Source organism: Pseudomonas asiatica, assembly GCF_009932335.1.
Taxonomy (GTDB): Bacteria; Pseudomonadota; Gammaproteobacteria; order Pseudomonadales; family Pseudomonadaceae; genus Aquipseudomonas; species Aquipseudomonas asiatica.
In genome coordinates this window covers 1945956-1963559 of sequence record NZ_BLJF01000001.1, presented here as the reverse complement: position 1 = coordinate 1963559, position 17604 = coordinate 1945956, and the positions used below count along the sequence as shown (strand labels likewise).

15 protein-coding genes are annotated in these 17604 nt (G+C 57.5%); 5 read left to right on the top strand and 10 right to left on the bottom strand.

Translation table 11 applies throughout. The features are described from left to right. Window positions 1–36: 36 nt before the first annotated feature. The 3 genes from GYA95_RS09280 to GYA95_RS09270 are packed head-to-tail and all read left to right on the top strand — an operon-like array spanning window position 37 to window position 2700. On the top strand, window positions 37–972 hold the full coding sequence (locus tag GYA95_RS09280) for an SMP-30/gluconolactonase/LRE family protein (RefSeq protein WP_043935618.1): 936 nt from the start codon (window positions 37–39) through the stop codon (window positions 970–972). 25 nt (window positions 973–997) lie between these two features. Next, the gene (locus GYA95_RS09275) at window positions 998–1810 is read left to right on the top strand and encodes a molybdate ABC transporter substrate-binding protein (RefSeq protein WP_015270310.1); all 813 of its coding nucleotides are present in this window, start codon (window positions 998–1000) and stop codon (window positions 1808–1810) included. Continuing rightward, the gene (locus GYA95_RS09270; protein WP_015270309.1) at window positions 1807–2700 is read left to right on the top strand and encodes an alpha/beta fold hydrolase; all 894 of its coding nucleotides are present in this window, start codon (window positions 1807–1809) and stop codon (window positions 2698–2700) included. Before GYA95_RS09275 ends, GYA95_RS09270 begins: the two co-directional genes overlap by 4 nt. A gap of 141 nt (window positions 2701–2841) precedes the next feature. Here GYA95_RS09270 and GYA95_RS09265 read toward each other — a convergent pair whose 3' ends face one another. Continuing rightward, window positions 2842–3765, bottom strand: coding sequence for a carbon-nitrogen hydrolase family protein (locus tag GYA95_RS09265; RefSeq protein WP_015270308.1), 924 nt, complete (start codon window positions 3763–3765; stop codon window positions 2842–2844). Window positions 3766–3917: 152 nt separating this feature from the next. Between GYA95_RS09265 and GYA95_RS09260 the strand changes: the two genes are divergently transcribed. Then, window positions 3918–4844, top strand: a complete 927-nt coding sequence (locus GYA95_RS09260; RefSeq protein ID WP_015270307.1) for a LysR family transcriptional regulator — start codon at window positions 3918–3920, stop codon at window positions 4842–4844. A 73-nt stretch (window positions 4845–4917) separates the two neighbouring features. On the opposite strand, the gene pcaF is transcribed toward GYA95_RS09260, so the two are convergent. Next, a complete protein-coding gene (gene pcaF, locus GYA95_RS09255; RefSeq protein WP_015270306.1) occupies window positions 4918–6135 on the bottom strand; it encodes a 3-oxoadipyl-CoA thiolase in 1218 nt (405 codons plus the stop codon). A gap of 103 nt (window positions 6136–6238) precedes the next feature. Then, window positions 6239–7141 carry a LysR family transcriptional regulator gene (locus tag GYA95_RS09250; protein WP_015270305.1) on the bottom strand — a complete coding sequence of 301 codons (903 nt, stop codon included), beginning with the start codon at window positions 7139–7141 and terminating at the stop codon, window positions 6239–6241. A 100-nt stretch (window positions 7142–7241) separates the two neighbouring features. Between GYA95_RS09250 and GYA95_RS09245 the strand changes: the two genes are divergently transcribed. Further along, window positions 7242–8351 (top strand): AbrB family transcriptional regulator, encoded by a 1110-nt coding sequence (locus GYA95_RS09245; RefSeq protein WP_085720142.1) that lies wholly within the window; start codon window positions 7242–7244, stop codon window positions 8349–8351. Between the two features lie 10 nt (window positions 8352–8361). Here the strand turns inward: GYA95_RS09245 and GYA95_RS09240 are convergent, their stop codons facing one another. From GYA95_RS09240 to GYA95_RS09210, 7 genes are all read right to left on the bottom strand, one after another. Continuing rightward, a complete protein-coding gene (locus GYA95_RS09240; protein ID WP_015270303.1) occupies window positions 8362–10446 on the bottom strand; it encodes a 3-hydroxyacyl-CoA dehydrogenase NAD-binding domain-containing protein in 2085 nt (694 codons plus the stop codon). Between the two features lie 27 nt (window positions 10447–10473). Further along, window positions 10474–11727 (bottom strand): OprD family porin, encoded by a 1254-nt coding sequence (locus GYA95_RS09235; protein WP_015270302.1) that lies wholly within the window; start codon window positions 11725–11727, stop codon window positions 10474–10476. An 80-nt stretch (window positions 11728–11807) separates the two neighbouring features. Next, on the bottom strand, window positions 11808–12761 hold the full coding sequence (locus tag GYA95_RS09230) for an ABC transporter substrate-binding protein (protein WP_015270301.1): 954 nt from the start codon (window positions 12759–12761) through the stop codon (window positions 11808–11810). An 81-nt stretch (window positions 12762–12842) separates the two neighbouring features. Continuing rightward, window positions 12843–13610, bottom strand: coding sequence for an ABC transporter permease (locus GYA95_RS09225; RefSeq protein ID WP_161551376.1), 768 nt, complete (start codon window positions 13608–13610; stop codon window positions 12843–12845). Window positions 13611–13636: 26 nt separating this feature from the next. Beyond that, window positions 13637–14464 (bottom strand): ABC transporter ATP-binding protein, encoded by an 828-nt coding sequence (locus GYA95_RS09220; RefSeq protein WP_015270300.1) that lies wholly within the window; start codon window positions 14462–14464, stop codon window positions 13637–13639. A 217-nt stretch (window positions 14465–14681) separates the two neighbouring features. Then, window positions 14682–16757: an acetate--CoA ligase family protein gene (locus GYA95_RS09215; protein ID WP_043935614.1), complete on the bottom strand. Its 2076-nt coding sequence runs from the start codon at window positions 16755–16757 to the stop codon at window positions 14682–14684. A gap of 3 nt (window positions 16758–16760) precedes the next feature. Beyond that, window positions 16761–17567 (bottom strand): enoyl-CoA hydratase/isomerase family protein, encoded by an 807-nt coding sequence (locus GYA95_RS09210; protein ID WP_102059397.1) that lies wholly within the window; start codon window positions 17565–17567, stop codon window positions 16761–16763. Window positions 17568–17604 lie beyond the last annotated feature (37 nt).

The window sequence follows — 17604 nt, the reverse complement described above, 5'->3', positions numbered from 1 at the left end:
GCTCTTTTGGTTTCAACACACTGACGGAAACGAATAATGGACGATAGAGATTGGCGTCCAAGCACCCGTGTGCCTGATCCGGCCGTACGGGAGCTTGACCCACGCTTTGCACATTACCGCCTCGCCCACGCAAAAGTGGAACGCTTGGGTGGGGGAATGCGGTGGGCTGAGGGGCCGGCTTGGTTCGCAGATGGCCGGTATGTGCTGCTCACCGATCTGCCCAACGACCGCATCATGCGGTGGGATGAAGCCACCGGTGTCCTCGGCGTGTTTCGCCAACCGGCCAATCAGGCCAATGGGATGACGCGTGATCGCCAAGGCCGCCTGCTGGTGTGTGAACACGGTGGTCGACAAGTCACACGCACGGAATACGACGGCAGCATCACCGTTCTGGCGAGTCACTTTGAAGGCAAGCCACTCAACTCTCCAAACGACATCGTGGTGAAGTCGGACGACAGTATCTGGTTCACCGATCCGCCCTTTGGCTTGGTCAGTGACTACATGGGCCGTCAAGGCGAAGCAGCGCTGCCGGCTAACGTTTACTGCCTAACGCCGGACGGAAAGCTTCACTGCGTTGCCGAAAATGTCGAAGGTCCTAACGGACTCGCATTCTCACCCGACGAGAAAATCCTCTACTTGGTCGAGTCGAGAGCTCGCCCACGCCGCATCGTCGCATACAGCGTCGATGACCAGAACCAGCTCAGCGAGCGCAGGGAACTCATCGATGCAGGCCATGGCCTGCCCGATGGCATACGCGTCGACGTGGACGGAAACCTGTGGTGTGGCTGGGGCGCTCCCGAGCCTGGCCTGGATGGGGTTCGCGTCTTCGCACCTGACGGTACTCCTATTGGACACATTGATCTGCCTGAGCGATGCGCCAACCTCTGCTTCGGCGGCCCGCGACGCAATCGCCTGCTGATGGCCTCCACAACCTCATTGTATTCGCTGTTCGTTAACACTCGCGGCGCCTGAAGTGCGCCCTTCCTAAGGTAGCTATATGAAAAAAACAAGATCTGCTCCGCTACTGCTCTCGACTGGCCTCGCCGGTCTTCTGACCCTCTCTGCCGGCGTTGAAGCATCCGAGCTCAAGATAATCGCGAGCGGTGCGCTGAAGGGGGCCATGGCCCAACTACAGCCAGCGTACGAGAAAGCCAGTGGCAACACACTCAGCATTAGTTGGGGACCTTCGATGGGAGACTCTCCTGAGTCCATCCCCCAGCGAATCAAACACAAGGAGCCTATGGACTTGGCCATCATGGCCAGCGAGACCCTGGATCTACTGGGACCTACAGGTGCTTTCGACATGAGCACTCGCCGAGAAATCGCCGACTCCCGTATCGGCATAGGCGTACCAAAAGGTCATCCTCACCTGGATGTGTCCACCGTGTCCGCTCTGCGTGCCGCGCTACTCAGCTCTGACAAAATCGCATATTCCCAAGGCGCTAGTGGTGTCTACATCCGGACAGAGCTGTTTGCTCGCTTGGGCATCACCGATTCGGTCAAGCACAAAACAGTCGAGATTCAAGGCAAGGAACTGGTGGGCACTGCGCTTGCTCGCGGCGACGCGGACATCGGCATGCAGCAGATCAGCGAACTGAAGGTAACCCCTGGCGTGGATTACCTAGGCCCGCTTCCCGAGGAGGTACAGAAAGTCAGCCGGTTTTATGCGGCCGTGGCCAGTACCACTTCTAACACCAAGGTTGCACGTGAGTTCCTTGAATACCTCAACAGTGCCGAAGCTCACAAATTGCTTGAGGAAAGCGGCCTTGAACCTGCCCCATCACTTACTGCCCAAGGAAAAAAACAATGAAAAAGATTTCTCACTTCATCATGGGTGCGTCCCTGACGCTGGCTGCCTCCATCGCCATGGCTAGCAGCTCTGCCGCAACGAATGCAGTGCAACAGGAAATGGTGCGGTACGACAACGTCCAGATCGAGGTCAACTCCCAAGGTAAGGGTCCTATCATCGTGATGCTTCCCTCGCTGGGACGCTCGGGTCGTGACTATGACCAAGTGGCAAATTACCTGCAGCAAGATGGGTTCAGGGTGGTGCGCCCTGAACCCCGCGGCATAGGCCAAAGCAAAGGCCCGATGGAAAAGCTCTCAGTCCATGACTTTGCCCGCGATATCGCTGCAGTTGTCGAGCACGAGAAACAAGGGCCGGTAGTAGTGGTTGGGCACGCCTGGGGTAACTTCCCGGCTCGACAACTGGCGGCCGACAGGCCCGACCTGGTGCGCGGCGTGGTGCTCGCAGCGGCTTCTGCCGGCAAGGTTCCACCCGGATCGACTGAGAAGCCCATCAACGCCGAAATGCGTCAGGCAATCGATGGGGCCGGTGACATGTCTCTGTCCGAAGAGCAACGTCTGGTCTACCTGCGCAAAGCATTCTTCGCCCCCGGCAACGACCCCCGTGTATGGCTTGGCGGATGGCACGACGAAACGCATGAAGCACAGTCCCATGCACGCAATACCACACCGGTCGATGACTACTTCGCCGCTGGCAAGGCCCCGATCCTCGACCTGCAGGGTGAATCCGACACAGTAGCCCCACGCAGGTTCTCAGGCGTTCTGCAAAGCATGCTGGGCGATCGCGTTCAGGTGGTGGTGCTCAAAAACGCCGGACATGCGATGGCGCCTGAGCAACCGAAGGCAATGGCCGACGCTATTGCGACGTTTGCCAAAGCTCAGTACGCGCATTGATCGAAACCAGGACGGGCGCCGCGAGGCGCCTGCCCTTGGTCTGCACATCCACGTTTCACTGCCCCTGCCTGAGCGACGACATCACGGCGCATTTGCGCTTCGCAAAGCTAATCAAAGCCTGCCGCAGGTTCCGAAAACTCCTCACTTGAAAAAGTCGACACCCGGCCTGGCGCGCTCATCGACGCTCAGTGAAAACACATCGGGCCGCGAATAGTGGCCAACCACATCGAAGTCGTAGCGAGCACGCACCAACTCATCAAGATCGATTTCTGCCGTCAGTAATCCCTCTTCACCACGCAGTGGACCGGCGAGTACATCACCCAGCGGCCCGACGATGACACTGTTGCCCTGAATCAGGGGACGGTCAGGATCCCAGGCTGGTACCTCGATACCCAGTTCGAGTGGCGATTTCTGCACCTGACATGCACTAACCAAAAACATCCGCCCCTCATGAGCGATATGCCGCATGCTGGCCAGCCAGACGTCACGCTCATCGACTGTCGGCGCGCACCATACCTGCACGCCTTTGGCGTACATCGCAGTGCGTAACAACGGCATGTGGTTTTCCCAGCAGATCGCCGTGCCGAGCTTGCCGGCTGGTGAATCGACAACAGGTAATGTCGAGCCGTCACCCTGCCCCCAGATGAGACGCTCAGTACCCGTTGGCATCAACTTGCGGTGCTTGGCGATGAGTCCACCCTCTGGTGAGAAGAACAGCGCGGAACAGAACAGCGTGTTACCAGAACGCTCGATCACCCCGACGACCAGGTGAGCTCCCGTGCGTTCGGACAATGCAGCGAGCTCGTCTGTCTCCGCGCCGGGGACATCAATAGCATTCTCGAAATAGGCTTGGAATGTCTCACGCCCCTCCGGCAAGCGATATCCCAGGAAAGTGCCGAATATCTGCCCTTTTGGGTACCCGCCTAGGATCGCCTCGGGCAATACGACCAGTTTCGCCCCGCTCGACTTTATCTTGGCCTCATACTCGATGATGGATTTCAGCGTCTGGGCCTTTCCGAGTGGATGGGAGCCAACCTGTAGCGCTGCAACGGTGATACGGGACATGATGAGATCTCGCATGATGTAAGTGCAGGCAATGTTCGGCCCCGATCCGTTATTGAGCAATACTGCACCGACTCGATCTGATATCAATTACAATCATATCGTGACAGCATTGGGGGACTGCTACCTGTGTGCCTGGAAAGGTTCCACCAATCATGAAAAAGCTGGACATCGCCTCTGTGGACCTGAACCTCTTCAAGGTTTTCGAAGCCTTGTATGAGGAAGGAGGCGCGGGCCGCGCCGCCATTCGCCTGGGCATTACCCAATCAGCGGTGAGCGCTGCTCTATCCAGACTACGGGCAGTGTTCGGTGACCACTTGTTCGAACGGACAGGACGAGGCCTTAAACCCACCGCAAAAAGCGAGGAATTGCGCCCTATCGTGGCCGCCGCGCTGGACAAGTGTCGTCAGGGGCTGATGTTGGCACTCCATGACGATGCGGCGATTCACGGGCGCGCCATTGCACTGGGCATGTCGGATGACTTCGAACTGGCAATTGGCAGGCTGTTGATCGACAAAGTCCGGGAACAGGCGCCTGGTATCCGCCTAGTGTTCAAGCAAACCCACAGCTTGCTGGCAAGCGATGCTTTGATGAACCGGCAATTTGATCTTGCCTTGACATCGGGCGCCGTGGCCTCGAAGACGCTGGGGCGGCTGGCGCTTGCAACGGGTGACTACACCTGCCTTACTGCGGCCCGTGCTGACGCCACCCTGCTGACACCCGGGTCTTACCTTGAAAAGCGCCACATTCTGGTTTCATCGGGCGGCTATGTGGGCGTGGTTGATGAGGTGCTAGCTGCGCAGTCGCTGAATCGCACAGTGGAGGCTTCAACCACTCATTTCGCCGCGCTTCCCGCGCTTCTGCAGCACAGCGACTGCGTGGCCACCTTGCCGACCCATGCCGCCAAAGCCTTGGCCAGCGTCAGCAACGTCCAATGCCACCCATGCCCAATCAACCTTCCGCGCTACTCAATAGAACTGGGATGGCGAATCGACAATGCGCGTGATCCTGCCATTGGCTTGATCATTACCTTGATTCGTGAAGTCATCGCCCAATTGCCTGGTGTCGTGGTCGTCGGTTGATTCAAAGGACAGAGACGCTGCTGGCCCAGTCAGGCTGGCGGTTTATGGTCCACCAGCACAGCAATATCTTTCTCTAGGTGACAGCGTCGATACGTTCGAAGGCCAGCGCCAAGCCTTGTCCCACCCCCACGCACATCGTGGCCACACCAAAGCGTCCCCCCGTCTTCTCGAGCTGGTGCACCGCTGTCAAGACCAGTCGATTTCCGCTCATCCCCAAAGGATGACCCAGCGCTATAGCTCCACCGTTGGGGTTCACTCGCTCACTGTCATCTGGCAAACCGAGCTCGCGCATCACTGCCAATCCTTGCGCTGCGAACGCTTCATTGAGCTCAATGACGTCGAAAGCATCAATTGTCATGTTCAGCCGTTGCAGAAGTTTTCGCACAGCAGGGACTGGACCAATTCCCATTACTTCAGGCAAAACACCGGCGCTGGCCATTCCAAGGACCCGGGCACGAGGTTTTAGACCGAACTTGTCTACCGCATCAGCACTAGCGAGGATCATCGCGCTGGCGCCGTCATTCAGGCCTGAAGCGTTGCCAGCAGTTACCGTGCAATAAGGACCATTTACCGGTTTGAGTTTGGCCAGCGCTTCTGCAGTGGTTTCAGGACGGGGGTGCTCATCACACACCACAACGGTTTCGCCCTTTTTGCCGGGAATGATGACGGGAACAATCTCTTCAGCATAAAACCCGCGCTCGATCGCGCTAGCAGCTCGTATTTGACTACGCAGAGCCATGGCGTCCTGATCCTCACGAGAAATGCCGTACTGCTGGGCAACTTTGTCACCGGTCATCGGCATACTATCGACACCGTACGCGCTTTCCATTGCCGGATTGATGAAGCGCCAACCGAGCGTCGTGTCTTCAAGTTTCTGCGTACGCCCAAACGGGCCGTCAGCTTTTCCCATGACGTAGGGTGCACGAGTCATCGACTCAACACCTGCGGCAACGGCCAATTCCATTTCCCCATTAGCAATCGCCCTGAAAGCCGCACCAATAGCTTCCAGACCGGATGCGCACAGCCGATTCAACGTCACACCAGGTACCGAAGGAGAGAGCCCAGCGAGTAAAAGCGCCATGCGTGCCACGTTGCGATTGTCTTCACCTGACTGGTTGGCGCACCCCATGAAGACTTCGTCCACGGCGGCCCAATCGATACCTGGATTGCGCTCAATCAACGCTTTGAGTGGGATAGCAGCAAGGTCATCCGCCCTCACTGCAGAAAGGACACCATTCAGACGGCCAATCGGGGTGCGTACTGCATCACAGATGAAGACATCGCGACTCATCAGAGCTCTCCTTACAAGAGTGGTTAGCGCAGCCAATCGACGCGCGCCCACAGTGTCGGAGAGCACTTCGGCAGTGACAATGAGCGAGTTCCACTGACTGGAATCAGATCTCTGTGAAAAATCGCTTTCCGTCAGCCTTCAGCAACTCGACCATCAGTCGCACAGCCGGTGCCAGATAGGCCTCCGCTCGCACTGAAACCGCGACGGTCCGAGTCATCGTCGTCTCTTGAATAGGGACCTCTCTTAGAGTGGATTGCCAACGTCCAGACACTAACGTTTCCCGGGCCAGAAAGCTCAGTAATTGCGTCTTGGCTATCAGCCTCGGCAACAATGAAACGGCATTTGCTTCAATCTGCACCGTAGGAGCAGGCAACTGATGTGACCTGAATGCCTCGTCGATCCAGCGTCTGGAGGCGACTGCATCACCAGGCAGAACCCAGCGGTATTGGCATAGCGCTGCGATGCTGATAAGAGAAGAGAAGACGGGATGATCTGCGCTGGCCACGACGACAGCTTCATCTTGAAGAATCGGGAAGGTGAGCAGATGGGGATCACCAGCATTCAAAGGGCAAATAATCGCATCCAGGCGGCCGGAGCTCAGGGACTCCCTGAGAATGTCATCTTGGCCGATCGAGAGCTTCAATCGCAGCTCGGGAGCGCGCTCCAACAAGAAGGATGCCAACTGCGGAAGGAGGTGCTCGGCCATGCTCGCGGAACAGCCCAGGCGTATAGTCCCGATTTGCCCGCTCGCAAAGTCTCGTACTTCGCGCTCGGTCTCCGCAATGCTCAGTTGTAACTGCCGCCCGCGCTGGAGAAGGAGCTCGCCAACCTCAGTGAGCCTTATTCTCCTGCCTTCTCGTCTGAAAAGCTGCGCGCCTAAAGCCTCTTCGAGACGCTGAATGCTTTTGCTGAGCGCAGGCTGACTTTTGTGCAACAACTCTGCAGCTTTACCGAGATGACCCGTTCGGGCAATGGTCTCGAAGTAAGTGAGGTCCCTAAGATCCATGATTCATAACTCTCGGTAATCGGTTCATCAAAAACAGCAAATGGACCACGCCCATTAGCCCCTCGGATAATCATCTGGCCCAGCATCCGAGGATTCTCCAGTGCCAACCCCCTCTTCACTCTCGAAGCCCGCCCTGCTGCAGTGGCTATGCGTGGTACTCGCAGCCGGCGCTGCGGGGCAGTTTTTTCACTTCCTGCATATCCCTGCAGGTCTGTTCCTCGGGCCCATGCTCGCGGGCATTGCTTGTGGTCTTTTGGGCGTGACAATCCGTGTTCATCGTCATGCGTTTCGCTTCGGCCAAGGTTGCGTGGGTGTGTTGGTGGCTCACTCGATGACTTGGCCAGTCATCCAGACGCTCGCACAATCCTGGTATCAGATGTTGGGTATCACAGCCCTGACACTGGCCATGAGCGCACTGGTAAGCCTGGGAGCTATCCGATTCAGTGGCCTATCTAAAGCAACTGCAGCTTGGGGAACAGCACCCGGTGCAGCATCGGCGATGGTGGCAATGTCGGAAGATTATGGAGCTGATGCACGTGTGGTTGCGACCATGCAGTACGTCAGGGTGGTTTGCGTGATAGTTGTAGGAGCACTGGTGAGCCACGTGCTAGGTGCGCAAACGCCTTCCTCAGGAGCCGCCAATATGGGCCAGACCGGAAACCTGTTGGATCTAGTTTTGAGTCTCGGGGTCATCTTGGTCGGTGTTGCAGCAGGTACGCGTCTGCCGGCAGGCGCACTGCTGGTGCCACTACTGCTTGGAGGCGCGTTACAGCTGTCTGGCGCCATAACGATTGATCTTCCCAGTTGGATCTTCAGCCTGGGCTACGGTTTGATCGGATGCTACATCGGACTCAGATTTGACCGACGAACCGTCGCGTACGTCTGGCGGCAAATGCCTGCAATGGTTTTGAGCTCTTCTGCCCTGATTTTACTGTGTGCCGGCTCTGCCTGGTTCCTTGCAAAGCTGATGGGTATTGATTTTCTTTCGATGTACTTAGCCACAAGCCCAGGCGGCCTGGACGCCATGGCGATCCTAGCTGTCGAGACGCACGCAGACACCGGCTTCGTGCTCGCCAGCCAAACGCTGAGACTGTTTTCCGTAGTATTGGTCAGCGTGGTGATGGCGCGCCAGGTTTTGCGAAACGCGCCCTCAGATGCCGCAGAAAAAAAGGGTCAGCCGAAGTCGTGGTCATCGGCCGACCCAAAGTAAATCCGCAGCATTAACTTTGGCTAAGTGAAACACGCTCCTTTGCTCTGGATTGAAGCAAAGCGCAGACATTCAATTGCCGGTCAGGATGCTTGAGAGCCCACTGCTCTAGGGCTTCGCCGATCTGAGTCAGCCCGATCTGATCTGCATAGTAGAGAAGCCCACCGCGGTAACGTGGGAAGCCATATCCGTGGATCCAGATGAGATCAATGTCATTAGGGCTGTCGACAATGCCTTGCTCCAACATGTGAGCGGCTTCATTGATCATTACGAATAAACACCGCTGCAAGATCTCATCGTCCGAGATTACCCGCGGCTCCAGGCCTCTTGCGTGCCTGTGTTCAACAAGCATCTTCGCAACGAATGGATCAGGAGAACCCTTGCGCTGGCCCTCTTCATACCGGTAGTACCCCGCCCCAGACTTCTGGCCGAGACGGCCGGCCTCGTGTAGCTGCTCAATCAGGTTGCATCGACGCTCAGCCTGACCGAGGTGTTCCCCCCGGCCTTTCCTGTTGAACCACGCGATATCAACGCCAGCCAGATCACGCAGTTCAAAGGGGCCGATCGGGAAGCCGAAGCCACGTAGCACTCGGTCGACATCCTCTGGTGACGCGCCTTCCTCAAGCAAGAATGTCGCTTCGCGCTCGCGGACGGCCAACAACCGATTCCCTACAAACCCATAGCAGTGCCCTACCGCAACCGCGGTCTTGCCCAAGCGCCCACCCAGTTGGAGCACGGTTGCCAGCACATCGGGGTGCAGGTGAGCGGTTTTCACAACCTCGAGCAGCTTCATGACGTGAGCGGGGCTGAAAAAATGCATACCGATGACGTCTCCTGGGCGATCGGTAACACTGGCAATCGCATCGACATCGAGGTAAGAGGTATTGGTTGCCAGGATCGCCCCGGGCTTGGCAAAACGATCCAGCGTTCGGAAGACGTCTTGCTTGACGGCCAAGTCTTCAAACACTGCCTCGATGATCAAATCTGCACCTGCGATCGCCTCAAGACTTCCTTCGTACCGAATATGCCCAGCATGCTCAGCCGCCTTTTCTGAGGAGAGGCGGCCTTTCTCAAGCGCGCTGACATAGTAGCGCTCGACAGCCGCTCGTCCGCGATCAAGCGCCGCAGGCTGAGTATCGATCAGCACTGTCGCGATACCCGCGTTAGCCAAGCACAACGCGATACCGCTCCCCATCGTGCCCGCTCCGATCACCGCGACCGAATCAACGGCACGAACTGGGGCTTGTCTAGCTAATGTGCGGCGGCGAGAGGCAAGATCACGCTCGGCAAAGAAGACATGCCGTAAGGCGCGTGCCTGAGCACTTTCACGCCGGGAAATAAAAATATCTCGCTCCAGCGCCATGCCCTCGTAAAAGGGAACCTGCCAAGCTGCCTGCAGTGCTTGGAGCGCGAGAGGTGGAGCCTCCTGCCCCACAAGCTTATGAAGAATCGCCTGAGCCCTTCGCTGGAAAACTGCTGGATCAAATGCAGATACGGTCCGATTGCAGCAGCGCGGTATCGGCTGCCCAATAATCTCCTGGGCGAACTCCAAAGCAGACTCGAATACGGATGAGCGACTCAAGCGATCCAGCAACCCCATCTCCAGCGCTTGCTCAACACCTGGCTGCTCCCCGCCCATTACCACATCGACGGCCGGGAGCATCCCACACAATCGCGGCAAGCGTTGCGTTCCGCCAGCACCAGGGATCAAGCCCAGCCCGACTTCAGGCAGCCCGAATTGAGTGCCGGGCGCTGCGATACGGTAATGGCAGGCGAGCGCAAGCTCCAGGCCCCCACCCAAGACAGAACCATGCATCGCAGCGATGACTGGCTTGGGCGACTGTTCGATTGCCGTCAGTACGTCTGGCAGGTGCGGAGCCTGCAACGGCAGATCGAACTCTTTGATATCGGCACCGGCGATGAAGGTACGGCCTTCACACACGATGACTATTGCCCGAATATCAACGTCACCTACCGCCTGTTCAAGGCGCGCCAGCAACTGCTCACGAACCTCACGCGACAGGGCATTGACTGGCGGGTTGTTGATGATGATCAGGCCGACATCACCTTCGCGTTGAAGCGCTACGAGCGAGTGCATCGTTTCTCTCCTGATGAGGGACATAAATTACAGAAGCGACAGCGGATAGCTGACAATTACCCGCACATCATCGGCATCGCGAGCAAAGTCAGCGCGGTAAGTGGCGCTGCGCAGGCGCATGCTCAACCCCTTCAGGGAACCGCTCTGCAAGACGTACTGCAACTCAACGTCCAACTCACGCTCGCCGTCCGCACTCGAGTCGGCGCCGCGCACATCGGCTTGACTGCCTTTGAGATAGCGAGTCATGAAGGTCAACCCGGGGATGCCCACGGTCGCCAGGTCGAAGTCGTAGCGAGCCTGCCAGGAGCGCTCATCCTTCTCGGCGAAGTCGCCAATCTGCACAAAGTTGACCAGATAGGGGTCTGTGCCATCCACGTAGGGGAATGCGGAGTCACCGGACATTTTCTGGTAGCCGAGGCCAAAGGAGTTACCACCAAGTTTGTAGGTCCCCATCACACTGAGTGCACGGTTGTCGATAGGGCCGCCGCGGGCCTGACCTTGGTCATCACTGTCGAACAAACGCACATCGCTTGTGAACGATCCCCAGGCACCCTTTCTGCGGTCGGTCAGTCCGAAGAATCGCTGGGTGTAGACGTCTTCCAGCACCGCGTACTGAGCCAACAGGTCCGTCGCTTGGCCCGCGTGATACGTCACCCCCATCAAGTTGAAGTCGCCCCCATCAAGAGGGCCACTGAATCGACGGTTCTTGTTGTTGAGTCCCAGCCCTGCGGAGCCGGACTGATCGCGATAAACAGTGCTTTGGATCTTGGCCCCGGTAAGCTCCAGCGCTTTCCATTCCTTGATCTGTATCTGCGCGCCATCGAATGTCTGAGGCAACAAGCGCCCGTTGTTGGAAGCCAGGGTCGGCCACTTTGGAAGCAACGTGCCAACCCGCAACTCGCTGTCGGAAACCTTGACCTTAAGGGTCCCGCCGGCTTTGGAGTAGTTATCCGGGACACCACCATCATCTTGCACAGGCAGCAAACCGGTGCCAGAACGACCTCGACCTGAATCCAGCTTGACCCCAAGCATGCCGATGGCATCGAAACCAAAACCTATGACACCGGGCGTATACCCGGACTCATAGCGCAGAATGAAGCCTTGCGCCCATTCTTGGCGCTTGGATTGGGCAGACCCTTCACGGAAATCGCGGCTCATGTAGAAGTTGCGCAGCTCCAAAGAAGCCTTGCTGTCCTCGAAGAACCCCTCTGCGCCCGCAAGCGGCAGATACACGGCAAAACCAACCCCTACCGCGCAGAGCGGCATATTTTTTTTAATCATCACTGCTTACCAAAAAAGAGATCGCACGCAGCGGCTGTCCGTAGCCACCGCGCTGATCAGGCAGGAAATCGCAAGCCGCTTCAGCGCACCTGGGTCAGATAGTCTTCGGCTTTACCCGGAATTTTCTCGTTCTGGATCTCACCCAGGAACTTGATGGCGCGATTCACTTCCTCGTCGGTGAGGTAAGGCGTCTGCGGGAATGATTTGCGATTGTTTTCCCACGCTGCGGCATACACCTTGTCGCTCACACCTTCGAAACGGGTGCGGACAGACTTCATGGCTTCCTCAGGGTGTTCGCTGATCAGTTGGGTGGCGTCATTGAGCGCAGCCAGGAAGGCTTTGACGGTCTCCTGATTTTCGGTCGCCCACTGACGGCGAGCACTCAGTGCAATCGATGGGTAGCCGTCAAGCTCCGGCACCATGCCCTCGGACATGTCGAGCAATGTGTAGCCCTTATGGTCGATTACCGCGCTATCGGAAGCCGGCGACGAAAGCGCAAAGCCGTCGATCTTGTTCTGACCAAATGCGGCCAACATCGCGGCACCGTTGTTCAGGTACAGAAGCGTGAAGTCTTTCTCTGCGTCCAACTTCGCTTCTTTACCCAGGAAGCGCACCAGGAAATCTGCGCTGCCGCCAGCGCCGCTCACTGCCAGGCGTAACCCCTTGAACGCTGCCAAACGCTCCTCAACCGTAGAGTCTGCCGTCAGGCCCAGGCGATCAGCAACGTCCTTATGAATGACCACGTTGCTCGCGTACTGACCGACCAAACGGCCAAGCAGGGTAATGTCTGCACCTTTCACTTTCGCGTTGATCGCATTCTGGATGGCACACGAGCAGAACTCGACCGAGCGACTGGCCAACCCAGAAGCCGCCGCGCCGCCCCCTTTGAATTTCACCAGTTCGACATCGAGCCCATGCTTTTTGAACATGCCGCCGTCCAAGGCCACGAACAAGGGCATGTGAACAAACCCATCCGTTCCCAAGGCAACTTTAACGGTTTCGGCAGCCTGCGCATAAAAGCTGGCTGCGCTCATGGCAACGCTCAACCCCAGCGCGGATAACAGACATTTAATAGACATGGTAAGGGCCTCTTGTTGTTGTTGTGTTGGTTTTAATCAGACGGACAGTTCACGCTCTTCCTGGTCTTTTTTCCAAGGCATCAAGGACGCTTCAAGTTTGCGTACTGCGGCTTGGAGGATCAGCGCAAGCGAGATGATTGCAATGAGCGCTGCGAACACGCCTGCGGTATCCAACTGCCCGGCAGCGTCCTGCAGCAGGTAACCCAAACCTCGGTTGGCGGCCATGATCTCCCCAACGATGGCGCCGATCAGCGCGTATGGGACCGACATCTTGAGGCCGGTAAATACCCACTGAATTGCCGAAGGCAGGACAACTTTGGTAATCAGGTGATGCTCTTTGACACCCATCAACCGCAGAATTTCCAACTGCTCGCGCTCCACAGCGCGAACACCGCTGTAGGTGTTGAGGAACACCAGGAAGAAGACGATCGTGGCGGTAAGGATGATTTTCATCTCGATGCCGATACCGAACCACATGATGAAGAGTGGAGCCAAAGCGACTTTCGGCAGGCTGTAAATCGAGACAAGAATCGGGTCGAGCAATTTAGCCAGAAGCTCATTGCGACCGAGGATCAGGCCCACCGATATACCTGCACAAGCGCCGAAGAAGAAGCCTACGAGGGTTTCAACCACAGTGATCCAACCATGCGAGAACAGACGGCCACTGGCAACCAGGTCAATGAAGCGGCTCCCGATTTCCAATGGCGAACTCACGAAAAACGGGTCGATCAGCGGGCCTGAAGCGAATTGCCAGGACAGAAAGAGCACAGCAAAAATGGCGACACGGCCGAGGAAGATTTTCATGTTCGTAATTCTCCGGAAGAAGGACCTTAGGCGTCATGAGAGGGAGTGATGAACTCCCAAAGATCGCCGCACAACTCGTGGTAACGCGGGTCCTTGCGTAGCTGGAGAATGTTGCGGTCATCACCTAGAGGGATACTCACGTCGCGAACGATAGTGCCCGGACGTCCAGAGAAGATCAGGCAGCGATCGCCCAATGCCACGGCCTCATCCAGGTCGTGCGTGACGAACAGCACGGTCTTGTTGAGCTGACGGCTAAGCTTGAACAGCTCGGTCTGCATACGCATGCGCAGTTGTGCATCGAGGGCAGCGAATGGTTCGTCCATCAGCAAGGTTTCTGGATCGTAAGCCAGCAATCGAGCCAGCGCAGCGCGTTTGCGCATGCCCCCGGAAAGCTGGCTGGGATACGCTTTTTCATGCCCCTCAAGACCCACAAGGGACAAAAGCTCGCGAATCCGCTCCTGTCGCTTGGCCTTCGGGACACCTTGGATTTCAAGCGGAATGGCGATATTGCCAGTCACATCACGCCATGGCAGCAAATGGTCGCTTTGGGTCATGTAACCGGTACGGCCGTTGATACCTTGAACAGCCTGGCCCCGGTAGAGCACTTCACCTGTTGTAGGCGAGAACAGCCCAGCGACCATGTTCAAAAGAGTGGACTTGCCGCAACCCGAAGGACCGATGATGGTCACCACCTGTCCCTGTTGGATGTCGACATTGATGCTGTGGGAGGCTTGCTTGGCAACCCCCTTCACGGTGAATGACTTCGAAACCTCTCTGAACGAAATGACCGTCGGTGAGACGGCTTTTGCGCCGATAGGCTCGGGTGAAGTGGCACTTTTCAACACGGCGGTCATGACGATACTCCCGGCACGAAGGTGGCGTTCAGCTCAAAAATCTTGGCTGTCACAACTGAAGTGGTCGAAAGAGCGCTGCGCCGTGAAGCGGCGGAATAGAGACTGTTCATAGCGACCTACTTATTTTTATGAGTCAGAAATGAAGCGTTCTTTGATTATGCAATCGTGAGATACGAGGTCAAAGAGGCTGTTCCACAGAATGGAACAGCCGTTCTTTTCACGCGATGATCGTCAAGCCATCTAGAGCGATGACCCCGCTACCCGCAGGACGAACAAGGAGCGGGTTGATTTCCGCCTCGACCAATCGGTCGCCGAGCTGCATGGCCATTTGCGAAAACGCCACGATGCATTTTGCTGCGGCGTCGACATCTGCCTTTGGCATGCCGCGGAAGCCATCCAATAGCGGGTAGGTTTTCAGTTCACACAGCATTTCCCGGGCTTGCTCTTCACTCACAGGCAGAAGACGCAAGGTCGTATCCTGGAAAAGCTCCGCAGTGACGCCTCCCATTCCGAGCAGCAGCGCTGGGCCGAGCTGAGGGTCCCGATGGAAGCCGAGGATCAGTTCCTGCCCACCAGTGACCATCTCCTGGACCAGGAACGACTCCGGGGTGAAGCCGACATGCCCGCCGACTTCATCGCGCATGCGCTCCAAACGATCCCCGATGGTGTCCGAAGAAAGATGCAACGCTACTCCACCCACTTCACTTTTGTGCGGGATCAGTTCCGAGAGCACTTTCAAGGCTACATGCCCGCCAAGTTCGCTCGCAGCCTGCGCTGCCTCCTGCCCGCTTTTCACCACCAGTTCGCGAGTGACCGTGATGCCAAAGCCCGCGTACAAGCGCTTGCTACGCTCTTCATCAAGCGGACCACTTGGCAGTTCTTCCACCCTAGCTGCTGACGGGGCTATATCGGCCGCACTTGCCGAGCTCCCCTGACCGCTCATGACCAAAGCCTTGAGCGCGCTGGCGCAGCTCTCAGGGGCGTTGAACGCAACACCACCCGAGCCGTTGATACGCTGAGCTGCTGCGGGGGCGTGGGGACTGATGTAGGCCAAGACCGGCTTATCCGAACTAGCTAGGCTGTCGCGGATAGCGTCCGCCATCAAATGAGGTTGAGCGACACCCGATGAGCCAACTACGGTGACCACAGCATCATAGTCATCGCTGTCGAGCAGAATGCCGATGGCGCTGCGCATCAACTCTGGCTGCAAGCCTGCCAGGGTCAAATCGATGGGATTACGGTCGAGCACCGCTTGGTCACCGATGTCCAAGTTACGCAGCTTCTCGGCAGTTTCCGGCCCAGGCGCAGGTGTTTCGAAACCGCTCATGCCCAGGTTGTCAGCGATCAGTGTGCCAGCTCCACCGGTCGAGGTCAGGATCGCCACTCGACGGCCATTCATTGATCTTCCGCTTGCCAACGCGAAGGGGATATCGAGCAAATCCGCGAAGGTTTCGGCGCGGATCACGCCAAGCTGCTTGAAGTAAGCGGAGTACAGGTCGTCAGAGCCAGCCAGCGCGCCCGTGTGCGAATTGGCCGCATGAGCACCTGCCTCGGACCGTCCTACCTTGTAAACCACAACTGGCTTACCAGCACTGCGGGCCTTGCGAGCTGCTCGAGTGAATTTTTCGCTGTCGCGCAGTCCTTCGATGTACAGCGCAATGACCGATGTGGTTGGGTCATCAGCGAGGTAGTCGACGAAGTCTGCAACGTCGAGATCCACTTCGTTACTGGTAGAAATGAGCTTCGAGAAGCCAATTCCAGCAGCGACACCGCGAGAAAGAAGCGCGCCCAGGATACCTCCGCTCTGAGAAACCACTGCGACGCGGCCGGGGAGCAGCTGGTCCATGTCCAATGCACCACTTGCAGAGAGGGTCACGCGCTCCGTGAGGTTAACCAGCCCGATAGTATTAGGACCAAGGATTCTCATCGAGCCTCGTGCCGCCTTGAGCTCTTCTTGCCGTTGAGCCCCGGTTGTGCCGGTCTCACCATAACCACCTGCCAGTAAGATCGCTGCTGGGCAGCCGCGCGCAGCGAGATCGGCAACAGCCTGGTTGGCCCGCTCTGGACCAAGCAGAATGATCGCGACATCCGGTACTTCCGGCAAAGCATCCACGGAGGGGTAACAGCGCAATCCATCAATTTCCTCGTACCGCGGGTTCACCGGGTACAGCCGGCCCTCGAAGCCGTGCTTGCGAAGAAATGCGATGGGACGGCCGGAGGTTTTTCGAGCATCACCCGATGCGCCGATGACGGCAACGCTGGCAGGGCTGAGAAGGCGTGCAATTTGGTCCATGATTTAGCTCCGCTCTGCCTTGCCAGCAAGGAAGGCGGCAACCGACTCCTGATGCTCGCTGGAGGTGTAGCAGATGCCCTGGGCTTGGCTGCCCATGGAGAAGATCTGGCTCTGAGTCAGCTCAAAGGTGTTGTTCAGGATCGACTTGCTCAGCGCCAGAGCAGTAGCCGAGCCAGCAGAGATCTGCTGAGCCCAATGCTGAGCTGCAGGGAGAAGGTTCTCATGCGGTGCCACGCGATCGATCATCCCGATCTGCTGTGCTTCGAGTGGCGAAACGGCGCGGCCGCTGAAGATCAACTCTTTTGCTTTGCTCAGCCCTACACGGCGTGGAAGGAAGTACAAACCACCGCCATCAGGGATCAGGCCCCGCGCGATGTAACTCATAGCGAACGAAGCTTGCTCGGAGGCGATGATGAAGTCACAGCTCAGCGCCATGTCGCAGCCCAGTCCGGTTGCCGCGCCATTGACTGCAGCGATGGTGGGTTTAGGCAGGTTATGGAGCAGAGACACTGCGTGGTGGACGCGCTGCTGACGCTTCCAGCCGTTGAAAGCTACCGAACCGGCCGGTGCACTCATTCGGGCTTGCATGCCCTTGATGTCGCCGCCGGCGCAGAACCCTTTGCCAGCGCCGGTCAGGATCAGCGCTTTGATGCTGCTGTCCGCCGCGACATGCTCAAGGTGCTCGATGAGCAGCGATCGCATTTCATCGCTTATGGCGTTACGTGCCTCTGGACGGTTGAGCGTCAGGGTTGCAATACCGTCAGTGACGGTAAGGTCGATCGGAGTTGACAATTCCGTGGAAGTCGTCATGCGGTGCCTCTCTTATTATTCGGTTGATTGACCGCCC